The organism is Paenibacillus catalpae (assembly GCF_900112695.1).
GTDB lineage: Bacteria > Bacillota > Bacilli > Paenibacillales > Paenibacillaceae > Pristimantibacillus > Pristimantibacillus catalpae.
On the sequence record NZ_FOMT01000004.1, the window covers coordinates 325804 to 349933 of the forward strand.

Sequence of the window (24130 nt, forward strand, 5' to 3'; positions counted from 1 at the left end):
TTGTCTCACCTCTTATTCGTGATCAGGGCTTGCCGCCCTACCTGCACAAGCTCCTCCAGCCTAGCTACCTCCGCCTCCACAACCTGCTTGCCCATTTCCGTAATGGCATACATTTTGCGCCTTGCATCAGTGCCTTCAGGGACGGGATAAAGTTCAATGAGCCCTTTATTGAGCAAAGTGTTAAGCGCCGTATATAACGTGCCCGCGCCAATCTTCACCCGCCCGCCACTCCTCTTCTCGGTATCCTGCATAATCCCGTATCCATGGGATGGCTCCGTATACAGAACAATCAGGATATAATAAAAAGCCTCCGTCAGCGGCAGCATCTCTTTCACAGCATTCAGTCCTTCCCTGTCTTCCCATATATATCGGATGTCGATATATCTTATGGCTATATATTAATACTCGATATATCGACTGTCAATATATATTTTGGCATTTTTTACATATCCGTACCCATGCAAAAGAGGGACATGCTGGAATATCCAACATGTCCCTCGTGTCATGGTCTTCCCATCCGACAGGCTATACGAACTCATGCTTTACTTTCGGACAACCGCCGCAGAAGCTTTCTTCCCCCGGTGTCGTCTGGTAATAGTAGCAGCAGGTTTTCCTTATGCGAAACGGGTCCTCATGGGCTTTTGTCCGCCTCTTCTCGGTATAGAAACGGGTTAATGGATTATGGCGTGCTTCGCCAAACAAACGGGCCGGCGCCTCTTGCACCAAGTATCGGAAGTCTTCTTCCATGCGCGCCTTCTGCTCGGCTGTCGCCCCTTCGCCCATCCGCTTCTCATAGAGCCAGAAGATATAGATCGCGGCATTTTCCCATAATACAGCAGATGAGACCGGCACGAGCTTCATTAAGGAGCGCAGAACCTTCGAAATATTGTCCGCAAAAAGCCGCTCTATAATCCAATCACGCCATTCCTCCCGCTTGCCTTCTTCAGGCTGGGAGACCGCTGCATCGGATAGTCTCAGCTTGGGAAGCCATGTATCTCCCTTATGAAAGGACTCCAGATGGCTGTTCGCCACGGAGCAATCCAGCCCTTTATTCAAGAGGCTCATCGCATATAAAACAGGAGCGGCTGTAAGAAAGCCGTATCTCTTTACAAACATCGATACGGAAGCTGTACTTAAGGAGGTGCGGAAGATCGGAGCTACACGCTCCATGTACATCCGGCTTTTCTCAGGGTCAAGCAAATCCATAACCGGCAGAGACCATTCTCGGTCCTCGGACGGTTCTACGGTCATGCGGTAATCATTTGTTAGCGTATGAATGTCATTCTGGCTAAGCACCAAGGTCATCATGCTTCTCTCCAGTACTTGTTTAGTTAATGAAAGTGAATATCATTTTCAAGTATAGGGGAGAGATGACCGGATTGACAAGAGCTGTTTGCTTATTTTCTCCGGTGCAGAATCGGGCACATTCAGGAAAAATGAGTGGATCAGGAACTCCCGGAATGGGAACGATATCAGGCTTCGGGCAGTCATGAATGGTATAAGCCGGCTTCACGCGCAAGAAGCAAGAGATAATTTATAGAAACAATTAACCCCAATATATCGTCTGATACTCTGGATTGTTTTGGCAGACTCGTATAATAAGGATGGATATCTATGAAGATGAAGCTAAAGAGATGGCAGACCATAAGCGCGGGACTACTGGTGTTGGCCGTCATTGCCGGCGTCCTGGAATTTAAGGGCATCATCTGGCATAACAGCCTGTTCGCTGCCAAGTATAAAGTAAGAGGGATTGACGTATCGCACTATCAGGGGAAGATTAATTGGCAGAAGGTTGCAAGCCGTGGCAAATGGCGCTTCGCCTATATCAAAGCAACGGAAGGAAAAGATATGACGGATGCTTACTTCAGCTCGAACTGGGAGCAGGCTCGGAATGAGGGGATGCTGATTGGCGCCTATCATTTCTTCACCACGCAAAGCACCGGGGCTGAACAAGCTGCGCATTTCATAGAAGTAGTTCCGAACGCTGCCTCCACTCTTCCGCCTGTTATCGATATTGAGATCAGTCTCGACAAAGAGGTCCGGCATATTCAGCAAGAGCTAACCGCCTTAGCCGGTCAATTAGAGCAGCATTACAAACAGCGGCCTATTCTGTACGTGACCTACGATACCTTTAATACCTATATTGCAGGCAGCTTCGAGGATTACGAAATTTGGATCAGAGACATAGTCAGGCACCCGGGACTGCGGAATGACCGCCCCTGGATCTTCTGGCAGTATAATAACCGCGGCCATATATCCGGCATTGATGCTTATGTCGATTTTAACGTCTTTAACGGAGACGAAGCCGAATTTAACGCGAGGTTTAAGAGCTGAAACGAGGAAAGGCCGATAAGCAACGGCCTTATTCATCCAGCCTTTTCCAATAATGCAAATCAGCTAATCGTTGGACAAGGCTTCCTCAATAGCCAGCTCCAGGTCTGTCGGCTGCGTCGTTGGCTCGAATCGGGCGATTACTTGTCCCTTCCGGTTAATGAGAAACTTGGAGAAGTTCCATTTTACACCGTCGCCGTCATAGAGGTCCGGGTGATTCTGCTGGAGGAAATCCTTCATCCACATCTCGCCGGAATCATCCGGATTATAACCTTGGAAAGGCGCCTGCTCCGTCAGATATTGAAAGAGCGGATGGACGTGTTGTCCCCGCAGCTCCACCTTTTCAAATAACGAGAAGGTTACCCCGACATTTCGCCGGCAATGCTCTTCAACTTCCGAATGGCTGCCGGGCTCTTTGCCATTGAACTGATTGCACGGAAACGCCAGTATTTCAAAGCCATGCATCCAATATTTTTCGTACAGCTGCTGAAGCCCCTCGAACTGCTTGGAATAACCGCATTGGCTTGCTGTGTTCACGATCAGAAGAACCCTGCCACTAAACGCAGACAGATGAATAGGCTCCCCATTAATCTCATTAACCTGAAAGTCATAGATGGACTTGTTCATCTTTATTCCTCTCTCCCTGTTTTTATTTAATCCATCATATAACCCAGAAGCCTATTTGAATAATATATAAAAACAATAATCTTCATAGGCATTTTCAATAATGTATATATTGGAAAAAAGGCTTATGAAAAACCCTCTCCCATCAGCAATTTTGCTGCTTCTTTCAGTATGATTTGATCGCGCATCAGCATAAAAAGCTTGGAATGATTACCGTCATTGTCGCTCACTGCTTTTTCCATAACATCCATTGCTTGTGTAATGGTCAGCCACTGAACGGACATGCCGAGCTGCCGCTCAGCTTCCGTAAGCGACGCCATCCCCATGCCGGGACGTGCTTTGGCAAGAAAACAGTAGGAATATTGGAGAAATCCGTTACGGTTCTTATGCTCCTCCACATAACCAAGCTCTTTAATCACCTCCGCTTCATAGCCGGTCTCCTCCCGGATCTCCCGCAGGAAGGCCGCCTCAGCCAGCTCTCCATCTTCCATTCCGCCGCCCGGCAGCTTGTAAAGATCCACTTCGGACATGAACATCATCGCAACTTGATTATCGTTATTAACCAATACTCCCCTTGCGGCATAACGGGAAACCGTATCCAGATACTCCGGACTTCCTCCAATAAATTCACTGTCGGTTAATCTTCTATTTAACGTCATGAGTTATCTCCTTTTTAACGGTAGCTTCCTATATTCGATGGGGTAATCATTTAGTGACCAGTTCTTTTCACGGGCACGTCTCCGTTTAAATAAATAATGAACTCCAGCCGCCAGCAACCCCATACTGAAGGCGGAAATGAGGCTTTCCATTAACTTATCCGGATTAAAGTGCTTTACAGATACATAAATTCCATCGCACAAATAGATCAGTAAAATAACAAACAATAACCATTTCATCCATGCAGCTAGCTTTTTAAGTCGGTTAAAGCTTAATAATGTGAAATAGATCGCCGCTACGAGAATAGCTATGATCATCAACATCCGCTTTCGCCCCCTGCCTGAACCTTCTCATAAACAACTATATTAAAAATATCCATAGCTTAAGGTAATGAAATCGATTAATATATTATCGTTATTGAAAATGCCATATTTTACATATGAAGTCACTTTCAAGGGGGTTACTATGCTTCAGGCTTATTGGTACATAACAAAGATGAAGCTGCTTACCAATCTGACTTACCGGTTTGAAGTGTTCACTTCCGTAGCAACAAATCTTATTCTGATGCTGGCCTCCGTATTCTTATGGCAGACGGCTTACAAAGGCGGTGCCGGAGCCGCAGAGGCACTTAGTCTGCAGGATATAACCACCTACACCATTCTCTCGATCACGATCTCCACCATCTTCGTCTGCGATGTGCAAAACACGATCTATTACAAAATACGGGAAGGACAGATCGTCACCGACTTCTATCGCCCGATCCCCCTTCTTGCCTGCTACTTGGCCGAAGATATCGGAGAGATGTTCAGCGCCTTATTAAACAGAGCTCTCCCGCTTGTTGTATTTGCTTCCCTCTTTTTCGGAGTTCCATGGCCCGCTTCCTTCCGGAACTTCCTGCTTTTCCTCCCAAGCTGCCTGTTAAGCTACGCGATTCTATGGCTGCTCAGCGCGCTTGTTGGACTAATTGCCTTTTGGGTGATGGAGCTTGGCAACATGGGCAATGTCAAAGACAGCATCGTCCGCATATTGTCCGGCAGTATCGTTCCGCTGTGGTTTTTCCCGGAATCCGTCCAGACCGTCTCGAAGTTCCTGCCTTTCCAGTACACCTATCAGACTCCGCTTGGCATTTATATCGGCAATACAAGTACATCCGAAGCCTTTACTTCCATGGCCGTCCAGGCAGCGTGGATTGGAATACTGTATCTCATCCTGGCAGCAGGATGGGCACGCACGAAGAAAAAAACTCTAATCCAGGGAGGCTGATGACGCCCTTATGGTTTCCACGATCAAGCATTATGTATCTGTCGCTTCCTGCTGGGCGCGCCTGGCCGTGCAGCGTCAGCTCGAATATCCGCTGTTTCTGTTCAGCTGGCTGCTTATGATCCCGATTCAATATTTCTCCGGCATCTGGATGCTCAAGATTATCGTCGACCGCTTCCAGGCGCTTAACGGCTGGGACTTCCCCCAATTGACCTTTCTCTACGGACTTGGACTAATCAGCCATGGCATCTTTGTCGTCTTCTTCATCAATACATGGAGCATGGACCATATGGTCATTAACGGAGGTTTTGACCGTCTTCTGCTTCGCCCGATGAACGTCTTCTTCCAGCTCGTTGCAAGCTACGTGAACTTCATCGGTCTAATCGATTGTATTCCGGGAGTCATCATCTTTCTCTACGGGGCGGAGATCGCCGGCTTCGACTGGTCGCTCGCCAATGTCGGCAAGCTGATTCTCGTGCTGATCGGCGGTATCCTGATTCGTGCGGCATTGTTCACCAGCCTTGGCACGATTGCTTTCTGGACGAAGCGCAACGGCTCTATGGTTGGCTTCGCCCTGACAATGCTGGAGAGAGCAACGATGTATCCGCTCAGCATGTACCCTTATTTCCTGCAAGCCCTGTTCACCTTTATCATCCCGATCGGGTTCATCAGCTTCTACCCTGCTGCGGAGTTTCTTCATGCGGACAGCGGCGGATTTGACCTTCCGCTAAGCTTTGCACTATGGACCCCGGTTGTTGGAATTATCTGCTTCCTGCTTGCGGGCGGCATCTTCAAATTCGGCATGAAAAATTACGAGAGCGCAGGCTCTTAACATTGGGGGATCTGACAAGAATGGATGCTGTTATCGAGGTTAAGGATCTCATGAAAGAATACATTATCGTAAAGAAAGAAAGCGGTCTGCGCGGATCGATCAAAAGTCTGCTGTTTCCCAAGAAAACGAAATTTAACGGCGTAAACGGCATCAGCTTCTCCATCGCTCCAGGCGAAATTGTCGGCTATATCGGACCAAACGGCGCCGGTAAAAGCACCACCATCAAGATGCTGACCGGCATTCTTCATCCCACTGCAGGCTCCATCAAAGTATGCGGCATCTCTCCGCAAGCTGACCGGAAAGCCGTTGTCCGCAAGCTTGGCGTTGTATTCGGACAACGTACGCAGCTGTACTGGGATTTGCGGCTTGGGGAATCCTTCGAGCTGCTTCGCCGGATCTACCAGATTGATCAGGCAGCGTATGAGGAAAATCTCGCGATATTGACCGATGTCCTCAAGCTGCAGGATTTCATGAATACGCCCGTTCGCCAGCTTTCGCTTGGCCAGCGTATGCGCGGCGATATCGCGGCGTCGATGCTGCATTCGCCTTCTGTCTTATTCCTCGATGAACCTACGATAGGGCTTGATGCGGACGCCAAGCATGCCATCCGTAATTTCATTAAGGAGATTAATCGGACTCGGAACGTTACCGTTATTCTGACAACCCACGATCTTGACGATGTGGAGCAGCTGTGCAGCCGGATTATTGTCGTTAATAACGGCAAAATCGTAGAGGATGGGCCAATCGGCTCCATCATTCATAAGCTTACTCCTCACCGCATGCTTGTCGTGGAGCTGCAGAAGCCTTGTCAGGATCTCACCACTCCACATGCTACGGTCGTCAAACAAGAGGGGCTTAAAATTTGGTACCAGTTCGAGAAAGAGAGCATCTCCGCCTCGGAGCTCATCGCGGCGCTTTCACAGAAACTCCCCATTCAGGATATTAGCGTCAAGGAGCCCAACGTAGAAGATGCGATTAGGGAAGTCTATAAAACAACAGCAACCGTATAAGCCAGAATAAACAAAAGCCGGGCTGCCCTTCACTTGAAGGGCGACCCGGCTTTTGTTGTTATTCAGAAATGGCCAGATCACTCGGACCAGCCAAAATCTTATTCACGACTTCATACGTCTCTCCGTCAATGACAGCTATGCCATCTTGTACAGCCACATAAATCCGGTTTGTTCTTGTGTTCACGGCAACGGCCTTTGGACAATCACCAACCGGAATCGTCTCTACAACCTTATGACTGGCTGCATCAATAACCGAGACGCTGTCGCTGCCGGAGTTGGATACGTACACCAGATTAGCGAAGGTATCTACTCCCGCAGCATAAGGATTATGGCCGATTCCTTCTGTAATGGTTGCTATTACTGTATTCGCCGCGCCATTAATAACGGTCACGCTATTGCTCTTGAAATTCGGAACGTATAAGAGATTCGCTTCCGGATGAATGGCAGCAAGACCCGGCTCGCTGCCAACCGGTATGTCCGGGAACAGTCTTGTATTGGTCCTTCCGTCTATAACAGAAAGATCATAGTCCGGTTTACCGTTAGCTACATAAATCCGGTTGGTCTCGGCATGAACCGCTATCCCGGCAGGAAGATTGCCTACTCCTACCGATGCAATAATGTGGTTGGCCTCCCCGTCCAGAACATCGACCGAATTCATCAGTGAGCTTGTAATATAGACGCGGTTGGTCTTCGCATTCACGGCTGCTAGTGACGGAAATGGACTAACCTGCACAACGGCTATAACTTCCTTGGTGCTCCCGTCCAGAACGGAAAGCTGATGCCTGCTGCTGTTAACGGCATAAATCCGGTTCGTCACCGGATTAAGCGCAATTCCCTTAACAGAACCGATAGAAGGTAAGGCAATCGTATCGACGACAGTCTCCGTCTCACCGTCTATAACCCGGATCAGATTCTCGTCATGCGAAGAGGCATAAATCAGATTCCCTCTCATCGGAGCTGAAGCCGGCTTGATTACAGAAGCTCCGGCTGGCAGCGGAGCCTTCACTTCAGCCGGAGCTTGATTGATTACGGGAACAGGAGAAGAAATACTTTTGGACACCGCTTTTGGTTCAGGTTCGAATACAGCCTTAGCTTTCGGTTTTGGTTCAGGTGCAAGTGTAGGTGCATACACATACTCATCCTCCAGCCTATCCAGCCATCCCGATACTTCCCGCCCTCTCAGCTTCCGTAACGGCTGTTTTTTATAACGTTGCTGCGGGACCATGACATTTGACTTCGTTGCAGCGGATTTCGCGGGTTTCTGCTGCTTCTTCCTGGTTTTCGCCGCCTGCTCGATGCGGCCAGGGGGACATAGAAACCCCGACAGCTTCTGAGGCAAGTACAGCAGCAGCGGTGCGGATTCTTTTTTGCCCCGGCTATACAATTTCACACGTATCTCCTCCCCAAACCTCCAACATAACAGCTTATTTATTATAAGTAGGTACGTATGGAATGGCTTGGGCACAGGCTACAACTTCATTCGGCTTCTCACCATCAAGGCGGCTCCCGTTACAACCGCGTCTTCTTTCAATTGGCCCATCGAAAATTCCGGCAAATAAGCTTCGCTGTAGTACGACTTCTTAACAGCCACATCCGTCGCCACCCGATAATACATCGGGTTTGCATTAATTAAGGCTCCTCCAAGAATGATAAGCTCCGGGTGGAACATGTTAATCAGATTCGCCAGCCCCACCCCGAAGTAGGAAGCGGATTGATGAAACATCTCTGTGATAAAGGGATCACCGGCATTGAGACCGGATGTAATTGTGTCCAGATTAACTTGCTCCGGAGCAACAGAGGAATGATTGGGCAGCAAACTTCCGCCCAGCTTTAATCGGGTCCGCACTTGTCTCTCCAAGGCCTGAACGGAAGCGAAGGTTTCAAGAGAACCGTAATTCCCCGAATCACCCAGCCTCGGGCCGTCAACATCAATGATCATTTGCCCGATGGAGCCCTCCGTATCTACCTTTCCGTATACGATCCGTCCATAGGACATCATGGCTGAGCGCAGGCTGACGCCGGCGGAGACGTATAGCGCATGCTCCACATTCTCGTGGCGAATGGACCAATGCTCCCCTACAAGCGCCGTATTAGCCCCATTCTCCAGCATGGTTGGCAGTTGAATGGCTTCTTCGAACATCAAGCATATCGGTACTTGCTCCCAGTCTTTAGCGGGAAAATATTTCGGATTAATAATAACGCCGCTGCCGGGATCGAGCGGCCCAACTGCTCCAATGCCGAGGCCCAGAACACGCTCTGGCGCAATCGCATGATCCTTCATAAAAGCAAGCATCATGCCGACGGCATGATCAACCAGGCGTTCAGGCGTCATCGTCACGTCCATCCGCCAGCGGACGACCGATTTCTGGTTCATGTTCATATCGAATAAACCCAACGTGGACGTGAATCTGGATATTTCGAGTCCAAATATATACCGGTGATCAGGATTAACCTGATAGAGCAGCGGCTTTCTTCCGCCTTTCGACGGACCTAAGCCGGTAACGAGTATAAGGCCCTCCTTGGCCATTTCATCCAATAAACGAGTCATCGTGCTGCTGGTTATATCATGGGCTTCCAGCAATTCCGCTTTCGCGACGGGTCCCAGATTAGCGATGCAATCGTAAATCAGCTGTTTATGAGAGGGGACGGAACGCGGAGAATAACTCATCGTTTCATCCTTTCCAATAGATTGACGTTCGTTTTTTATATCTGCAATTATACCCCAGATGATAAATAGGGGCTATGACGAACAATCCCATCCCACTTTATTTAACATTGAAATAAACCTAACAAAGTTCAACTGGAATTCCACCCGATTTTATTGGTATAAACAATTCTTATAAAGAAAAATCCCATACTTTAATTCAAATTGAAATAAAGTTGCTATAATAGCTTTGTTATCTTTAAAAGGAGTGTAAGCAATGAAGACAAATTGGAGAGAGCGTCTCTATATATCAGCCCAGCTATTCTGGATGTTTGTCCGGATTGGGCCTTCCACCTTTGGCGGCGGTTATGCCATGATGCCCGTCATTGAACGCGAGGTTGTTAAGAAGCGCAAATGGATTGGCGAGAAGGATCTCGCGGACGTCGTATCCTTAGCGGGTTCAGCACCCGGCGGCGTTGGAGTAAACGCGGCAGCCTTCATCGGGTACCGGAAAGCCGGCATTCCCGGAGCGGCTATGGCGGTTATCGGCGTTACCCTGCCAACCTTTATCATTGTCATTGTACTTAGTCTGTTCTATCTGAAGTTTCAAGACAATCCCAAGCTCCAGGCTGCCTTGAAAGGCGTACATGGCGCCGTTGTTGCGTTAATCGTAATGGCCGCCTACCGGATGGCCAAAGCCGCTATTTTCGATAAAGCAACCGCCGCCCTGTCGATTTTGGCGCTTCTGTCTCTGCTTGTGCTTCCTGTTACGCCGCTCATTGTCGTGGCTGCCGGTATCGTAATCGGCATCTTCCTGATCCGGGCCAAGGCGAGGGCAGGCAAGAAAGCCGATACGGAGAAGCCTTCCTCCAGCCATCCGGGTCAGGAGCTCATGTATCCGGAGTATTATATTTGATCTGTATGAGGGAGAGTTAAGCATGATCTGGGACTTGTTCCTTACTTTCTTCAAAATTGGATTTATCTCATTTGGCGGCGGTTATACCGTTATTCCGATGATACAAAATAAAGTTGTCTTACATGACTGGATGACAATCGCGGGATTTCAGAAAGCCGTCTCGCTCGCCGGCATGGCGCCGGGACCAATCGCCACCAATGCCGTCACGTTAATCGGCTACGATACAGCGGGAATACTCGGCGCTGTAGCAGCATGTGCCGGGATTGTCCTCCCTTCCCTGATCGTCGTTATTGTGCTGTCCGCCTTTTTCTTCCCGCTCCAGCATAACAAGACGATCAAGTCTGTCTTCTATGGCCTTCGGCCCGTCATCACGGGGCTCATCGCCTATGCCGCCATTCACTTCGGCGGCTTTGATAAGCCGGGTCATTATAACACGATGACCTTGTTTACTTTATTGATCTGTGCAGGCTGCTTGTGGCTGCTGGTCAAATATAAATGGCATCCCTTGACGGTTATTGCTGCAGCAGGAGTAGCCGGTATCGTCTTTCTCTAGTCCCTTTTGAATCCTGCCTGGCGATCTGTTAATCTGAGAGTGCTAACCCTAGCATGACCCGGTTACATACCAACAGGAAGGCGGGGATTTTGTTATTATGCTGGCCACCATTTCGCAAGAAAGCACAGGTTATACCGTAACTTTCGAACGCATACTCCATCATTCCAGGGAAGAAGTATGGTCTTATTTTACCGATAATGAAAAGCTTCCGAAATGGTTCTCCGAGCTGCGCGCGGAGGATCTGCGGGAAGGCGGGCAGCTCAGCTTTAATATGGGCGACGGCACCTATGAGACCATGATGATCACCGCATACGAGCTGCAATCTGTGCTTGCCTTTACTTGGGGAGATGATATGGCCGTTCGGTTCGAATTCCATGAGGTAGCCGGGGGCTGCCGGCTTCTGTTAATCGAAAGCATCTATAAACCGTCCGAGCATACGCCGAAAGATCTCGCCGGCTGGCATGTCTGCCTCGAGGTCATTGCGTCCTTGCTGGATAACGGGCGTCCTCTGGCTAACCGCCGGGAGGATTGGAAGCACTGGTATCCAAAATATGCCGATGCCCTGCAGCAGCTCAAATCGTATGTCGTTGAAGTCTCAACCGATCTGGAACAGCCGATTGCAGCGGTGTGGCGTGCAATTACCGAGGCCGAAGCTTTATCGCAATGGTATTCTCCGGGCTCCCCGTGGGAGATTACTGCATTAAGGGAAGGTGCAACCGCCCTCTTCCATCATTCGCCAAGCAAGTATCACGCCGGGACAGAAGTGACTACGCTGCAGGCTCTGATTACGGCTTATGAACCGCCAGAACGCTTTGCCTTAAGATGGGATTATACGGGAGTGAACGACGTCCCTGTCACCACTACCTTCCGGCTACATGAGCATAAGGGCAGAACAACCGTAACCATGTCGGAATCCGGTTATGAGAATGCGGAGCAGGCCGAGCCCGTCAAGCGGGGCTATACGATGTCGCTCGCGAATTTGAAAGCCTATCTGGAAGGCAAACCTCTGCCTTACTGACCCATAAGAAAAGGACGGGCTGACCCGTCCTTTTTTGTGCTTATTTCACATCCCTTTCGATCCCTTTGATGGCCGGAATTAGCTCATAAAGCTCATTCACCGAACAGCCCACCGTATCCGCAATGGAGATCGCCGTCTTTAACGGCATTAACCGCTTATTCTCGATATAATCGGCAAGCCGCTCCGGCTTATAGAGCAATGCCCCGGCCAAGGCTTCCCGGCTCATTCCCCGCTCCTCCAGTCTTTCCTGCAGCAGGCAACGCCCCAATTCAAATTTCATGTCGTTAATCTCCCTTGGATCAGGTCCCGCAGAATGTACGGTAAGGACGAGGCGACTCTTCCGGCAGCAAAGCATAATCCTCTTGCTCATCGGAATAAGCAAACGGATTCGTGAGCGCCGCAAGCAGATTATCCATCACGCATAGATTCCCTTGCTCTGCCGCTTCCAATGCTTCCTCTACCCGGTGGTTGCGAGGGATAACAGACGGATTGCTTCTCCGCATCAGCTTCAGCGAATCCTCTTTGGACTCCTCTTGCCTGCCGAGTCTCGCGTGCCATTGCTCCTGCCACTCCGCAAATTCCGGTGTCCCGCCTAGCACGGTAGCTTCAGGCTTATCCATCGATAAAGCCCGGAAGGTATTCGTATAATCCGCCTTGTTCCTTTGCATCAGCAGCAGAAACGCTTCGATCAGCGCCTCGTCCTGCGGCTCCTCGCTAAAGAGTCCAAGCTTCGCCCGCATGCCTTGAAGCCAATGCTCATGATACAGCTCACCGAAATCAGACAATGCGTCTTGAGCCAGCTCGATGGCCCCTTCTTCATCCTCATCCATAAGCGGCAATAAGGCCTCCGCCAAGCGGGCCAGATTCCATGAGCCGATATACGGCTGATTGCCGTAAGCATAACGGCCTTCCCGGTCGATGGAGCTGAAGACCGTAGCCGGGTCATACGCATCCATAAAGGCGCATGGTCCGTAATCGATGGTTTCTCCGCTTATTGTCATATTATCCGTATTCATTACGCCATGGATAAAACCGACCAGCTGCCACTTGGCGATGAGCGCTGCCTGACGCTTGATTACTTCCTTCAGGAAGCTGACATAGCGGTTCTCTCCATCCTCCATCTCAGGGTAATGCCTCTTAATGGTGTAATCCGCAAGAGCTTGAAGCTCCTCCAGCGTCCCCCACTGCGCAGCAAATTGGAAGGTGCCGACACGGATATGGCTAGCGGCAACCCGGGTCAGAATCGCGCCCGGCAGCAGGCTTTCGCGAACAATTTCTTCCCCTGTCGATACCACCGCGAGACTGCGGGTAGTCGGGATACCAAGCGCATGCATCGCCTCGCTGATGATATATTCCCGAAGCATAGGGCCAAGCGCCGCCCGGCCGTCTCCCCCGCGGGAATAGGGCGTCCTTCCGGAGCCCTTCAGCTGAATATCGAATCGCTCTCCCTGCGGAGTGATTTGCTCGCCAAGCAGAACGGCCCGGCCATCTCCCAGCTTGTTGAAATACGCGAATTGATGCCCGGCATAAGCCTGCGCAAGGGGTTCTGCCCCCTCCGGAATTTGATTGCCCGCAAATACCTGGATGCCATCATTGCTGCGCAGCGCATCAGCATCAAGCCCAAGCTCGGCGGCAAGCGGTTCATTCATCTTGATTAACCCGGGGGCACGTACAGGAACAGGATTTTGTTTCGCGAAAAATAAGTCCGGCAAACCAGCGTAGCTGTTCTCGAGGTTCCACCCCGCTATCGATTTATGTTCAGTCATCTCGTTCTCCATTCCTTTTTTATCTTATTATACCCTTTTCTCCCGTTCCTTCACCCAAACAAAAAAAGCCCGCCAGCCAATATTGGCCAGCGGATCTTATCCATTATTCGGTGTACATGGCTTTCAGTTTCGCGCGCTCTGCTTTCGTAATGCCAAGACCTTTTTCAAGGAAAGCGTCGATCGAGCCGTATTTGCTCTTCATCTCGTCAATTGCCGCTTGCAGGAATTCCTTCTGGACGCCCATCATTGCCGTAATCGCAGCAACAACGTTCTCGTCGTTCACTTGAGCTTTGACAGCCTCAATCGCTTTTTTGTTAGCTTCTTCACGGTATACGTTGCTCAGGAGGTAGTCGTCCATTACCGTTTTCTCATCTACGCCAAGAGCCAGGAGAATGATTGCGGAACCAAGGCCTGTGCGGTCTTTACCCGCTGTACAGTGCTGGAGAAGTCCGATATGGTTCGGATCATTAAGCAATTCCATCAGCTGGACATAGAATTTCGGACTATCCACCATTTGCTTGTTGAAGCCGGCCATCATGGCAACCGCGCTAGCTTCGTCCTTCATCATGCCGGAAGCGATCATGGAGTTCAGATCTGCCGTAGAACCGGCATTGCCTGCATCGGTACGGATATTAGTGATGCCCGGGATAACCGGATCCGGCATAGCTTTCACTTCAGCATCGGTACGGTAGTCAACGTTTGTTTTGATACCCATTTCCTGAAGAATCTTGATATCCGCATCCGTCAGATGCCCGAGCTCTTCACCGCGGAACAGCTTGCCCCATTTTACCGTTTTGCCGTCCGTTGTTTTGTAACCGCCAAGATCGCGGATGTTAAAGGCGCCTTGCAGATTTACTTTGCGCTCTGCAACCGTAACAGTCGCGCCGCTGCTTGTCTTAATGTAGAAGTACAAGTGGGAGCCCGGCTTCGGATCAGCTGTTACATAACCGTTATAGCTGGCGTTAATACGTTTCAGCTGTTTGCCGTTTTTCGCGATATTGTCAGGCGAAGTGCTCCACAGGATTTTCGCAGCGCCAAGATCCGCATTCGAGTTCCAGTGAATTTTCAGCTTGCCGTCAGCCGTACGTTCAACGCTTGCTTGCGTGAACATGCCTTGTTCTTTCTTCTGCGATACGGCAACTGGTGCTGCGAAGCTTGCTGCCGGTGCAGCTACCGCGCCAAGCGCGAGAGATGCTGCCAATACGGTTGCTGCGTAAACTTTAGAACCTTTAATCATAATGTGCCCCCTACAATTTTTGGCTGTGTTTTGGTTGTGTTTTAGTTGTATACCGGTTGTATATGACCTTATTATAGGGGGGCTTTATAATGGGAATTTTAAAATTTGGTTAAGAGTTTGTAAAAGCATAAGCCCGCATAATTGCAAGCAGTTCCAACCATATTATGGATATGCCTGTTGAATAACGGAGAGGATCTGTACTTATGTGGAACAAATCAAGGAACTGGATGGGCAAGCGTTCACCCGCTCAAGTTATCTCCGGCTACTATATCCTGGCCGTGTTATCATCTATTCTTCTGTTCAGCATTCCCGCGGTCCATAAGCCTGGAGTGGAAGTCTCATTCTTCGATACGGTCTTTACAGCCGTCAGCGTCGTGAGCGATACCGGGCTTAGCGTATTCAATGTGGCGGAAACCTACAGCGTATTTGGCTACTTCGTCATTATGATTGTCCTTCAATTCGGAGGCATCGGCATTATGGCGATGAGTACTTTCTTCTGGCTCCTGATCGGGCGCAAAATCGGCCTGCGCGAGCGCCGTCTGATTATGGTCGATAATAACCAATTTGCCCTATCCGGTCTGGTCCAGCTCGTCAAAGAAATATTGCAGATTACCCTTCTCACCGAGCTGATAGGAGCGGTGATCTTCGGCCTGCGTTTCCTGCGTTACTTCCCCACCTGGCAGGAGGCCTTTCTGCAAGGCTTGTTTGCCTCCGTCAGCGCAACGACCAACGCCGGGATGGACATTACCGGACAATCGCTTATCCCGTTCAAAGATGATTATTTCGTGCAGCTGGTCACGATTCTGCTTATTATTTTCGGCGCAATCGGGTTTCCCGTATTAATCGAATTGAAGGCGTTCCTATCCAGAGGCAAGCTTGATCTGAACTACCCCTTCCGATTCTCGCTATTCACGAAGCTGACGACCTTTACTTACTTCGCTCTGCTCGCGGTTGGCACGTTACTGATTCTGCTTTTCGAATCACAGCATTATTTCAAGGGCTTATCCTGGCATGAAAGCTTCTTCTATGCCTTTTTCCAGGCGGCTACGACCCGAAGCGCAGGACTTACGACGATGGATATTACCCATCTGACGCTGCCAACTCTCCTGCTCATGTGCGTCTATATGTTTATCGGGGGATCGCCCAACTCGGTAGGGGGCGGGATCCGGACAACCACCTTCGCGCTGAACATGCTGTTTATATACCACTTTGCCAGAGGACGCCGGGATTTCAAGGTCTTCAAGCGCGAGCTTCATCAGGACGATATTATGAAATCTCTGGCCATCTCCATGCTTGCCATTGTGATGTGCTCCTTCTCCGTCATCGCCATCAGCTTCTCCGACAAGCAGCATCAGCTTGCTGCGATTATACTGGAGGTGTGCTCGGCATTCGGTACAGTTGGTCTGTCGACAGGCATTACGCCGGACTTAAGCATCTTCGCCAAATGCATTCTCATGCTGCTCATGTTTATTGGAAGAATCGGACTGACGTCCTTCCTCTATATTATCGGCGGTCAGCAGACCTTCTCGAAATACCGCTATCCGGTTGAAAGAGTCATGACGGGGTAGCTGGCGTCAAAATAATACGATCGTAGTCTTGCCCTAATCCCTTGATCGCGTTATGCTGGGTGTAATCATATGGGATAGGAACTTTATAATCTATGACGATCGGTATTTTCGACTCCGGACTCGGAGGACTAACAGTACTGGCAGAAGCGCTGAAGCGTCTTCCTGCCGAGAATTATCTTTATATGGCTGACACGCTTCATGTACCTTACGGCACGAAGTCCGAGGAGGAAGTACGCTTCTTCGTGCTTCAGACCGTTGAGGAGATGGTGGCGCAGGGGATTGACGCGCTTGTTGTCGCCTGCAATACGGCGACCAGCATCGCGATCAACGAGCTGAGGGAACGGTATTCTTTTCCCATTATCGGGATGGAGCCGGCCGTTAAGCCTGCTGTTGAGATGAACCGCGCTACGGGGAAAAAGGTACTCGTCTGGGCAACCCCTCTGACGCTCCGGATGCCGAAATATTACGCACTGGTCTCCCGCGTGGATGAAGAAGGAATCGTCGATTCCCTTCCAATGCCCGAGCTGGTGCAATATTGCGAATCGCTTCAATTTGATCCGGACGTGCTGAAGGATTATTTTCTCATGAAGCTGGCTCCATACGATCTGAACGAATACGGCATACTGGTGCTGGGCTGCACGCATTTCCCGTTCTACACGTCCATCCTCCAGGACATTCTGCCATCGCATATCCAGATCGTGAACGGCAACACGGGAACGATACGGCGCTTATCCGCCATGCTGAACCGTTACGGGATCGAAACCGGACGCCGCAGCGGCCATGTGCGTTTCATGTGCACGGGCGGAGAACCCGCATATATCGAGAAAATGCAATCTGCATTAGCTTATTTGAAAGAACAGGATATGTAATAGAAGACCGGTGCCGCTGATACAGCGGTGCCGGTTTTTTGTTTGGAGCATGCGATTCATAGAATCGCACATGTTCATCGTAGGAATACCTCTTCAGCAAGACCGGCAACTGCATTATGCTATGCTCATAAGTTCGGACCACGAGAATCACGCTTTTTGTGTGACAATTCTTAAGTAAATGCTTACTATGCAAGAATTATCACGAAAAGCAAGAATCACGCTTTTTGTGTGACAATTCTTAAGCAAATGCTTACGATGCAAGAATTATCACGAAAAGCAAGAATCACGCTTTTTGTGTGACAATTCTTTAGCAAATGCTTACGATGCAAGAATTATCACGAAAAGCAAGAATCACGCTTTTTGTGTGACAATTCTTTTTAGGAGGTGATCGAATGTAGCTTTGTGCCAAAATGTAAGCGCATTAATTATAAGCCCGCAACATATCTGACTAGCTTCGAAGCAAGAATCATCACAAACGTCATAATCCTGACTGTTTTGTGTGATCATTCTTTTTAGGAGGTTTTTTATGTTCGCATTAAGTAAAAGGCTGCACCGCAATCCGTTTCTAATGTTCTCTTTAGCACTCGCCATTTTGTTATCCCAGCTGACGCTCTACCCTTCTACCTCATCCGCGGCAGGCGGTTCCAACCTTGCTATAGGCAAAACCGTAACAGCCAGCGGCTATTCCGATGTCTACGTCGCAGGTCATGTAGCTGACGGTAATCAGGCTACATATTGGGAGAGCGTGAACAACGCCTTCCCGCAATGGATTCAAGTCGATCTTGGCGCCAGCACCAGCATTGATCAGGTCGTTCTGAAGCTGCCTGCCGGCTGGGGCACACGCACCCAAACCCTTGCCGTACAAGGAAGCACCAACGGCTCTTCTTTTACCAACCTTGTTGGCTCGGCAAGCTATGTCTTTAATCCTACCGTGAACAACAACTCGGTAACGATTAATTTCGCAGCTGCGAGCACCCGTTACGTTCGACTGAACATAACAGCCAATACAGGCTGGCAGGCGGGACAAATCTCCGAGTTCGAAATCTATGGTGCAACCGTTACTCCACCTCCATCGGGAACTTACCAAGCTGAAAGCGCAGCGCTGTCGGGCGGCGCCAAAGTAAACACCGACCACACGGGCTACTCCGGTTCCGGCTTTGTTGACGGCTACTGGACACAAGGTGCTGCAACAACGTTTACGGTCAATGTTGCTTCGGCTGGCAGCTATGATGTCTCCCTCAAATACGCAAACGCCCAAGGCGCTTCACGCACGCTAAGCGTATACGTCAACGGTACCAAGATCCGTCAGACAACGCTGAACAACCTGACAAATTGGGATACATGGGCAACCAAATCAGAGACGCTGACCCTTAATGCCGGCAATAATACAATTGCTTACAAATATGATGCGACTGATTCAGGCAACATTAACCTGGACCAAATTTTGGTGACAGCCGCGGCGATACCAACGCCTACTCCAACGCCAACGCCTACACCAACACCTACACCTACGCCTACACCTACACCTACACCTACACCAACGCCTACTCCAACACCAACACCTACACCAACGCCTACACCAACGCCTACACCTCCTGCCAGCTCGAACGTAGCATTAGGCAAGACGATATCCGCATCTTCTTCGACCTTTACGTATGTAGCCGCTAACGGCAATGACGGCAGCACGGGAACCTATTGGGAAGGCGGCGGCAGCCCGAGTCAATTGACCGTTGATCTTGGCGCCAACCATAATATTACCTCGATCGTAGTGAAGCTGAACCCGGCAACCGAATGGAGCACCCGTACACAAACGATTCAAGTGCTGGGCGCTAACCAGAACACTACAGCCTTCAGCAATCTGGTATCCGCGCAGTCCTATACGTTTAACCCGGCTTCCGGCAACTCGGTTACTATTCCGGTCACCGCTACGGCCAGTAAGGTTCAACTAAACATTACGGCCAACTCCGGAGCACCGGCCGGTCAGGTAGCCGAATTCGAGATTTACGGAACACCGGCTCCGAACCCGGATCTGACGATTACAGGCATGACCTGGACGCCATCCGCTCCTGTAGAGACAGATGCCATTACTCTTAGTGCAACGGTGAAAAATATCGGCAACGCCAGCTCGCCGGCCTCCTCGGTCAACTTCTACCTGGGCAGCGAACTTGTTGGATCCGCTCCTGTTGCAGCACTAGCCGCAAATGCTTCTGCTACCGTGTCGGTGAATGCCGGAGCAAGAAATGCCGGCAATTATCCGGTCAGCGCAAAAGTGGATGAGAGCAATACGGTTATTGAACAGAACAATAATAACAACAGCTACGGCAATTCGGCAGGCATTACGGTCGCAGCGGTGCAAAGCTCCGACTTGATCGTCTCGACGACTTGGAATCCAAGCAATCCAAGCGCGGGCAACTCCGTTACTTTTACAACCAATTTGAAAAACCAGGGCAATATCGCTTCGGCCGGCGGCGCTCATCCCATTACCGTGACGCTGAAAAACGCGGCTGGAGCAACGATACAGACATGGAATGGATCGTATAACGGTGCTCTTGCAGCAGGCCAGTCCGTTAATGTTACGATAGGCAGCTGGACGGCTGTAAACGGCAGCTATTCGGTAACGACTTCGGTTGCCGCGGACACCAGCGAAGTGAGCACCAAACAAACGAATAATTCCAATACCGTAAGCCTGTATTCGGGCCGGGGAGCAAACATGCCGTTTACGATTATTGAGGCAGAATCCTCCTCCAACTCTACAAACGGCACCAAATTAGCTCCAAACTTCAAGCCTGGCGATTATGCCGGCGAAGCCTCCGGCCGTTCGGCTGTTCAGCTTGATGCTACGGGAGAATATGTCGAGTTCACCCTTACTTCTCCGGCAAATGCTTTTGTACTCCGCAACGCCGTTGCCGAGAACACAACCGGAACGATCAGCATCTATGCGGACGGGGTAAGCAAAGGAAAATTCAACGTCTCTTCCAAGTTCTCTTACCTGTATGCCACACCTAGCACCCTTGGCCGCCTCGGCTATGATAATGCGCCTGGCGCTGGTTTAACGGCTTACTGGCTTTATGAGGATGCGCAGCTGATGCTGGATCAGGTGTATCCGGCCGGAACAAAGATCAAGATTCAGAAGGATGCAGGAGATGTGCCTTGGATCTATGTCGATATGCTGGAGACCGAGAATGTAGCACCTCCTCAGGCGAATCCTGATCCAACCAAATATGTTCAGGTTTCTTTATCAAAGTCCATTGAACAGGCTTTGAACGAATTCAGACAAGACAATACGAAGAAAGGCATCTACATCCCTGCCGGCCAATGGACGATTAACAGCAAGATCTTCCTCTACGGCCGCGCAACGGAAATTGTAGGCGCTGGTCCTTGGCACACCAAGCTGGTCGCGCCTCAGGATCAGTCCAATACGGATGTTGGCTTCAACATTGGCTCGGCGGCAAACGGCTCGACCATCCGCGACCTGTCGGCATGGGGCAACTACATTTACCGCGTGGACGGACCGGGCAAATTCATTGACGGCAACGGCATGCAGAACGTAACGGTTCAGAACGTTTGGGTCGAGCATTTTATCTGCCTCTATTGGGGTGTGAACTCCTCCAACAATACGTTCAAGAACAACCGGATCAAAAACACGTTTGCAGACGGGATTAACATGACGAACGGTTCTTCCTACAACGTCATCGATAACAACTATGCACGCGGTACCGGGGACGACTCCTTCGCCCTGTTCAGCGCTGTCGATGCAGGCGGATCCTACAACGTAGGCAACAAGTACACGAACCTGACAGCTACAAACGTAAGACGCGCGGCTGCCTTTGCCGTGTACGGCGGTTCGGATAACCTGTTCCAGAACCTGTACGGAGCAGATACGTTAACGTATCCGGGCATCACGATCAGCAGCTACAGCTTCGGCTACAACACGCTTGGCTTTGGCGATAAGGATACCGTCATTGACGGGGCAACGCTGGACCGCACGGGCGGAGACTTCTGGACCAGCGTTGGCGCCGATGACAAGATTAACGACTATCAGAATTTTGGCGCGATCTGGATTTACGGCGGAGACAGGGCAATCAAGAACATTCTGATCAAAAATGTAGACATCAACAATCCGGTCTATTTCGGCCTCATGTTCCAGTCCATGGCGCCTAACAATCTGGCGATGCAAAATATCCGCGTCGAGAACGTCAACATCAACAACCCGACACGCTACGGCATCAAGCTTGTCGTCCGTGCCGAGCAAGGCCAAGGTCCGGCTTACGGCGGAGCAAGCTTCACCAATGTGAAGGTTAACAATCCGGGCGTCTCCGCCATCTACGGCGAAGCCGCTAGTCCGAACTTCACCGTCACGCGAGTATCGGGAAATAACTGGTAGAATACAAAAAGAGCTTGCCCGGGAACCCGGGTAAGCTCTTTTGTTATTTTTGCTCTTTGTTAGGTTGAAAAGTAAAGGCAATAATCTGGTCAACTTTCTTGATGACCTCATTAGAGCCAAACCCGACCAGAAAACCAAATCCTATCTGGAAATATAAAGCCTGTATGCTTACCGCTGTACTCGTAATACCCTCGCCTTGAGACAAAGACATAAATCCCGCATTCAACAAGGCTAATGTCATGATGGACAATGCCCCTCCCATCAAGGGCTTATAAACAAAAGTGGACAGCCAAAGTTTAATTCGAAAGGAATCACTTAGTTCTTTGTTGGTAGTGTCTACCGGTTTAGTCAATTTCGTATATATTCTTCGCAATCCATATATACTGCTGCCCAAAACCCCTGCTACAAAGACATTAAAGAAATAGTAATGTAAAGAAGAAGTATCCGTCACCTTCTCGACATCAAAGCCTGTTACCCGTAAACTAACTTCAGGGAATAAAAATATTGTACAGAGTACAACCATTAAGGACAGATAGGTTTTTATGCCAATGATCCAGCCATAATCACTCTTAGTAAACTGTTCATAAATATTACGATTAGGTACATTTTCCACTTGTTCTTGTGTCATAGTATCCGGTGTCATCTTTATCCCCCCGACTTATCTCTTTGCGCTTAATCATTCATAATAAAGGAGCTGATTTAATGAGCTTAGTGGACATTGCTATTGAATTTGCGGCAACCGCCCATCAATCCCAGTACCGCAAAGGAACACATACACCTTATATTTCACATCCGTTTGCTGTAGCCATGCTCTTATCCTCGTACAACTGCAGCGAGAAGGCTATAATTGCCGCGCTACTCCATGATGTTCTTGAGGATACTGATATTGCCGAGCAGCAAATTACGGATCAGTTTGGCCCTGAAGTCACTTCCATAGTAAAGGCCTGCTCCGAACCAGATAAATCATTAAGCTGGGAAGAACGCAAGACTCATACTATCGAGAGCATTCCCTCTTCACCGCTCGAAGTTCGCCTGGTTGCCTGCGCAGACAAACTACATAACCTGCGGAGCATGAAACGAGATTACGAAGCATTCGGCCCTTCTTTCTGGTCTCGGTTTAAAAGAGGTGAGAAAGAGCAAGCCTGGTATTATAAGGGTTTGGCTTCTGCCTTTGCTAGAGCCAAAGACGGCTCTCAGCATCCGTTATTTGCTAAATTCATTTATGAAGTGAATGAATTCTTTTGTTAATCATAATTAAGAGTATGTCATGGAGGACATACTCTTTATTTTTAACTTAGGCCGGTTCATCTTCTTCAAAATCTTCTAATTCAAATTCAATATCTTCATCCTCAAAAAAATCCGTATCCGTAAAGATTTTAACCCCATACTTTTTCAGAATGTTTTCTATATCACTGACATCAATACTTTTCAAATAATCTAAATACTCCTCTTCAATACCTGTCCAATTTTTATTCCAAGCTTGTTTAAAATACTTTTCAGCGTCATTAATAATCATTATATGTCTTAGGAGCCCAATGAAATTGGTGGAAAAATGTAGATATACTTCTAATTTTCGCGTGATTAATGCATTTAGTTCGGATAACCTTGTAATTCCGTAAGCATTAAGTTCCTCTATAATTCTTGCATCACCTTGATTAAAATGAGACTCCAGCTGGTAATCCTCAATAAAATCCTTAAATTTAAGAGACAGAAAATTACTTAAAGAAGTAGAGTTGATATCTATATCTAATTCATCCCTGCTTGTTTTATCTTTAACTTCTTTTTGATATTCGCTTATTTCTTGTGAGATCGAATTAAATTCCCGGTCAACAAGTTCAAGAGTCGCGGCAGCTAAAGCAAATCTTCGTTTGATATCGTTATCAGGAGGCAAAACTCCGTTAAATTTATAGTTCTTAGTATGGGAAATATCCGCCCACGCATGTTCTAAAATTGTTCTAATTTGAATTTCAAATTGAAGGTCTTTAAAGATCTTGTACTCAGGGAGATTTAGTCGCTCATCCGTCAGTTTAGCCACATAATGCAGAGACCTGTAGCCGACCTTGTCATCTCCGAGCTCTTTACTTTTATCCGTGCTATGCTCTGGATCTATATCAAATAGCGGTTGAATAATCTCTGAACAGATATCTATTTCCGATTTTACGAAAGTAATCACTCTTACCCCAGCTAAATCCTTTATTTCTTTAATAGGATCCTTATATTTATTATCTGAAGCCTTGCTAATAAAACTGTCTATCTCTTTGGCTCTACTGGTAACTGTGTAATAAGATACATCAGCAGAGTCAAGTACTTCTCGTATAATTGACTCTAACTTCCCCGCTAATTTTTCAAAAACAGGTCTATTTTTTACATACCATTTCGTAATTTCATCCATATTTTTCTTCATCTCGTTAACCTTCTTCATCCGTGATAGTCTAGAAGAATAAAATCCCAATTATTACTT

23 protein-coding genes are annotated in these 24130 nt (G+C 48.9%); 11 read left to right on the plus strand and 12 right to left on the minus strand.

The window, feature by feature from the left end:
- Positions 1-5 precede the first annotated feature (5 nt).
- Both BM200_RS19195 and BM200_RS19200 read right to left on the minus strand, forming a co-directional pair.
- Positions 6-326: a PadR family transcriptional regulator gene (locus tag BM200_RS19195; protein WP_091188659.1), complete on the minus strand. Its 321-nt coding sequence runs from the start codon at positions 324-326 to the stop codon at positions 6-8.
- 199 nt (positions 327-525) lie between these two features.
- Positions 526-1308, minus strand: coding sequence for an IucA/IucC family C-terminal-domain containing protein (locus BM200_RS19200; protein WP_091188660.1), 783 nt, complete (start codon positions 1306-1308; stop codon positions 526-528).
- A gap of 306 nt (positions 1309-1614) precedes the next feature.
- On the opposite strand from BM200_RS19200, the gene BM200_RS19205 reads away from it, so the two are divergent.
- Positions 1615-2334 carry a glycoside hydrolase family 25 protein gene (locus BM200_RS19205; RefSeq protein ID WP_091188267.1) on the plus strand — a complete coding sequence of 240 codons (720 nt, stop codon included), beginning with the start codon at positions 1615-1617 and terminating at the stop codon, positions 2332-2334.
- 63 nt (positions 2335-2397) lie between these two features.
- Here the strand turns inward: BM200_RS19205 and BM200_RS19210 are convergent, their stop codons facing one another.
- The 3 genes from BM200_RS19210 to BM200_RS19220 form a co-directional block, all read right to left on the minus strand.
- The gene (locus BM200_RS19210; protein WP_091188268.1) at positions 2398-2958 is read right to left on the minus strand and encodes a glutathione peroxidase; all 561 of its coding nucleotides are present in this window, start codon (positions 2956-2958) and stop codon (positions 2398-2400) included.
- A 122-nt stretch (positions 2959-3080) separates the two neighbouring features.
- The gene (locus tag BM200_RS19215) at positions 3081-3614 is read right to left on the minus strand and encodes an NUDIX hydrolase (protein ID WP_091188269.1); all 534 of its coding nucleotides are present in this window, start codon (positions 3612-3614) and stop codon (positions 3081-3083) included.
- 3 nt (positions 3615-3617) lie between these two features.
- Positions 3618-3935 carry a hypothetical protein gene (locus BM200_RS19220; protein WP_091188270.1) on the minus strand — a complete coding sequence of 106 codons (318 nt, stop codon included), beginning with the start codon at positions 3933-3935 and terminating at the stop codon, positions 3618-3620.
- A gap of 142 nt (positions 3936-4077) precedes the next feature.
- Here BM200_RS19220 and BM200_RS19225 point away from each other — a divergent pair, with 142 nt between their 5' ends.
- Genes BM200_RS19225 through BM200_RS19235 form a run of 3 tightly spaced genes read left to right on the plus strand, consistent with a single transcriptional unit; the run spans position 4078 to position 6714 of the window.
- Positions 4078-4875: an ABC transporter permease gene (locus tag BM200_RS19225; RefSeq protein WP_175532927.1), complete on the plus strand. Its 798-nt coding sequence runs from the start codon at positions 4078-4080 to the stop codon at positions 4873-4875.
- A 10-nt stretch (positions 4876-4885) separates the two neighbouring features.
- A complete protein-coding gene (locus tag BM200_RS19230) occupies positions 4886-5704 on the plus strand; it encodes an ABC transporter permease (protein ID WP_091188272.1) in 819 nt (272 codons plus the stop codon).
- Between the two features lie 20 nt (positions 5705-5724).
- On the plus strand, positions 5725-6714 hold the full coding sequence (locus tag BM200_RS19235) for an ABC transporter ATP-binding protein (RefSeq protein WP_091188273.1): 990 nt from the start codon (positions 5725-5727) through the stop codon (positions 6712-6714).
- A 58-nt stretch (positions 6715-6772) separates the two neighbouring features.
- On the opposite strand, the gene BM200_RS19240 is transcribed toward BM200_RS19235, so the two are convergent.
- Together BM200_RS19240 and BM200_RS19245 are read right to left on the minus strand one after the other, a co-directional pair.
- Complete coding sequence (locus BM200_RS19240; protein ID WP_091188274.1) at positions 6773-8104, minus strand: YncE family protein; 1332 nt, start codon at positions 8102-8104, stop codon at positions 6773-6775.
- A gap of 78 nt (positions 8105-8182) precedes the next feature.
- Positions 8183-9382: an ROK family transcriptional regulator gene (locus BM200_RS19245; protein ID WP_091188275.1), complete on the minus strand. Its 1200-nt coding sequence runs from the start codon at positions 9380-9382 to the stop codon at positions 8183-8185.
- A 253-nt stretch (positions 9383-9635) separates the two neighbouring features.
- Between BM200_RS19245 and BM200_RS19250 the strand changes: the two genes are divergently transcribed.
- The 3 genes from BM200_RS19250 (at position 9636) to BM200_RS30745 (ending at position 11845) form a co-directional block, all read left to right on the plus strand.
- On the plus strand, positions 9636-10274 hold the full coding sequence (locus BM200_RS19250; protein WP_091188276.1) for a chromate transporter: 639 nt from the start codon (positions 9636-9638) through the stop codon (positions 10272-10274).
- A gap of 22 nt (positions 10275-10296) precedes the next feature.
- On the plus strand, positions 10297-10827 hold the full coding sequence (locus BM200_RS19255; protein ID WP_091188277.1) for a chromate transporter: 531 nt from the start codon (positions 10297-10299) through the stop codon (positions 10825-10827).
- 97 nt (positions 10828-10924) lie between these two features.
- The gene (locus tag BM200_RS30745) at positions 10925-11845 is read left to right on the plus strand and encodes an SRPBCC family protein (RefSeq protein ID WP_175532928.1); all 921 of its coding nucleotides are present in this window, start codon (positions 10925-10927) and stop codon (positions 11843-11845) included.
- 40 nt (positions 11846-11885) lie between these two features.
- On the opposite strand, the gene BM200_RS19265 is transcribed toward BM200_RS30745, so the two are convergent.
- The 3 genes from BM200_RS19265 to BM200_RS19275 all read right to left on the minus strand — a co-directional run bounded on the left by BM200_RS19265 (position 11886) and on the right by BM200_RS19275 (position 14848).
- Positions 11886-12125, minus strand: a complete 240-nt coding sequence (locus tag BM200_RS19265; RefSeq protein WP_091188278.1) for a helix-turn-helix domain-containing protein — start codon at positions 12123-12125, stop codon at positions 11886-11888.
- A 19-nt stretch (positions 12126-12144) separates the two neighbouring features.
- Positions 12145-13611, minus strand: a complete 1467-nt coding sequence (locus tag BM200_RS19270; protein WP_091188661.1) for a protein adenylyltransferase SelO — start codon at positions 13609-13611, stop codon at positions 12145-12147.
- Between the two features lie 103 nt (positions 13612-13714).
- Positions 13715-14848: a tyrosine-protein phosphatase gene (locus BM200_RS19275; protein ID WP_245773092.1), complete on the minus strand. Its 1134-nt coding sequence runs from the start codon at positions 14846-14848 to the stop codon at positions 13715-13717.
- Positions 14849-15051: 203 nt separating this feature from the next.
- Between BM200_RS19275 and BM200_RS19280 the strand changes: the two genes are divergently transcribed.
- The 3 genes from BM200_RS19280 (at position 15052) to BM200_RS19290 (ending at position 21669) form a co-directional block, all read left to right on the plus strand.
- Positions 15052-16416 carry a TrkH family potassium uptake protein gene (locus tag BM200_RS19280; RefSeq protein WP_091188279.1) on the plus strand — a complete coding sequence of 455 codons (1365 nt, stop codon included), beginning with the start codon at positions 15052-15054 and terminating at the stop codon, positions 16414-16416.
- Positions 16417-16508: 92 nt separating this feature from the next.
- Positions 16509-17285 (plus strand): glutamate racemase, encoded by a 777-nt coding sequence (murI, locus tag BM200_RS19285; RefSeq protein WP_091188280.1) that lies wholly within the window; start codon positions 16509-16511, stop codon positions 17283-17285.
- A gap of 526 nt (positions 17286-17811) precedes the next feature.
- A complete protein-coding gene (locus tag BM200_RS19290) occupies positions 17812-21669 on the plus strand; it encodes a galactose-binding domain-containing protein (protein WP_091188281.1) in 3858 nt (1285 codons plus the stop codon).
- 43 nt (positions 21670-21712) lie between these two features.
- Here the strand turns inward: BM200_RS19290 and BM200_RS19295 are convergent, their stop codons facing one another.
- Complete coding sequence (locus BM200_RS19295; RefSeq protein ID WP_091188282.1) at positions 21713-22312, minus strand: hypothetical protein; 600 nt, start codon at positions 22310-22312, stop codon at positions 21713-21715.
- A 59-nt stretch (positions 22313-22371) separates the two neighbouring features.
- Between BM200_RS19295 and BM200_RS19300 the strand changes: the two genes are divergently transcribed.
- Complete coding sequence (locus BM200_RS19300) at positions 22372-22917, plus strand: HD domain-containing protein (RefSeq protein WP_091188283.1); 546 nt, start codon at positions 22372-22374, stop codon at positions 22915-22917.
- A gap of 46 nt (positions 22918-22963) precedes the next feature.
- Here the strand turns inward: BM200_RS19300 and BM200_RS19305 are convergent, their stop codons facing one another.
- Positions 22964-24073, minus strand: a complete 1110-nt coding sequence (locus BM200_RS19305; RefSeq protein ID WP_091188284.1) for a GTP pyrophosphokinase — start codon at positions 24071-24073, stop codon at positions 22964-22966.
- Positions 24074-24130 lie beyond the last annotated feature (57 nt).

What these genes read in the sequence shown, in the direction of transcription:
- BM200_RS19195 (WP_091188659.1), bottom strand. Translation starts at nt 326, where the DNA reads ATGCTGCCGCTGACGGAGGCTTTTTATTATATCCTGATTGTTCTGTAT.
- BM200_RS19200 (WP_091188660.1), bottom strand. Translation starts at nt 1,308, where the DNA reads ATGATGACCTTGGTGCTTAGCCAGAATGACATTCATACGCTAACAAAT.
- BM200_RS19205 (WP_091188267.1), top strand. Translation starts at nt 1,615, where the DNA reads ATGAAGATGAAGCTAAAGAGATGGCAGACCATAAGCGCGGGACTACTG.
- BM200_RS19210 (WP_091188268.1), bottom strand. Translation starts at nt 2,958, where the DNA reads ATGAACAAGTCCATCTATGACTTTCAGGTTAATGAGATTAATGGGGAG.
- BM200_RS19215 (WP_091188269.1), bottom strand. Translation starts at nt 3,614, where the DNA reads ATGACGTTAAATAGAAGATTAACCGACAGTGAATTTATTGGAGGAAGT.
- BM200_RS19220 (WP_091188270.1), bottom strand. Translation starts at nt 3,935, where the DNA reads ATGTTGATGATCATAGCTATTCTCGTAGCGGCGATCTATTTCACATTA.
- BM200_RS19225 (WP_175532927.1), top strand. Translation starts at nt 4,078, where the DNA reads ATGCTTCAGGCTTATTGGTACATAACAAAGATGAAGCTGCTTACCAAT.
- BM200_RS19230 (WP_091188272.1), top strand. Translation starts at nt 4,886, where the DNA reads ATGGTTTCCACGATCAAGCATTATGTATCTGTCGCTTCCTGCTGGGCG.
- BM200_RS19235 (WP_091188273.1), top strand. Translation starts at nt 5,725, where the DNA reads ATGGATGCTGTTATCGAGGTTAAGGATCTCATGAAAGAATACATTATC.
- BM200_RS19245 (WP_091188275.1), bottom strand. Translation starts at nt 9,382, where the DNA reads ATGAGTTATTCTCCGCGTTCCGTCCCCTCTCATAAACAGCTGATTTAC.
- BM200_RS19250 (WP_091188276.1), top strand. Translation starts at nt 9,636, where the DNA reads ATGAAGACAAATTGGAGAGAGCGTCTCTATATATCAGCCCAGCTATTC.
- BM200_RS19255 (WP_091188277.1), top strand. Translation starts at nt 10,297, where the DNA reads ATGATCTGGGACTTGTTCCTTACTTTCTTCAAAATTGGATTTATCTCA.
- BM200_RS30745 (WP_175532928.1), top strand. Translation starts at nt 10,925, where the DNA reads ATGCTGGCCACCATTTCGCAAGAAAGCACAGGTTATACCGTAACTTTC.
- BM200_RS19265 (WP_091188278.1), bottom strand. Translation starts at nt 12,125, where the DNA reads ATGAAATTTGAATTGGGGCGTTGCCTGCTGCAGGAAAGACTGGAGGAG.
- BM200_RS19270 (WP_091188661.1), bottom strand. Translation starts at nt 13,611, where the DNA reads ATGACTGAACATAAATCGATAGCGGGGTGGAACCTCGAGAACAGCTAC.
- BM200_RS19275 (WP_245773092.1), bottom strand. Translation starts at nt 14,848, where the DNA reads ATGATTAAAGGTTCTAAAGTTTACGCAGCAACCGTATTGGCAGCATCT.
- BM200_RS19280 (WP_091188279.1), top strand. Translation starts at nt 15,052, where the DNA reads ATGTGGAACAAATCAAGGAACTGGATGGGCAAGCGTTCACCCGCTCAA.
- murI (WP_091188280.1), top strand. Translation starts at nt 16,509, where the DNA reads ATGACGATCGGTATTTTCGACTCCGGACTCGGAGGACTAACAGTACTG.
- BM200_RS19290 (WP_091188281.1), top strand. Translation starts at nt 17,812, where the DNA reads ATGTTCGCATTAAGTAAAAGGCTGCACCGCAATCCGTTTCTAATGTTC.
- BM200_RS19295 (WP_091188282.1), bottom strand. Translation starts at nt 22,312, where the DNA reads ATGACACCGGATACTATGACACAAGAACAAGTGGAAAATGTACCTAAT.
- BM200_RS19300 (WP_091188283.1), top strand. Translation starts at nt 22,372, where the DNA reads ATGAGCTTAGTGGACATTGCTATTGAATTTGCGGCAACCGCCCATCAA.
- BM200_RS19305 (WP_091188284.1), bottom strand. Translation starts at nt 24,073, where the DNA reads ATGAAGAAAAATATGGATGAAATTACGAAATGGTATGTAAAAAATAGA.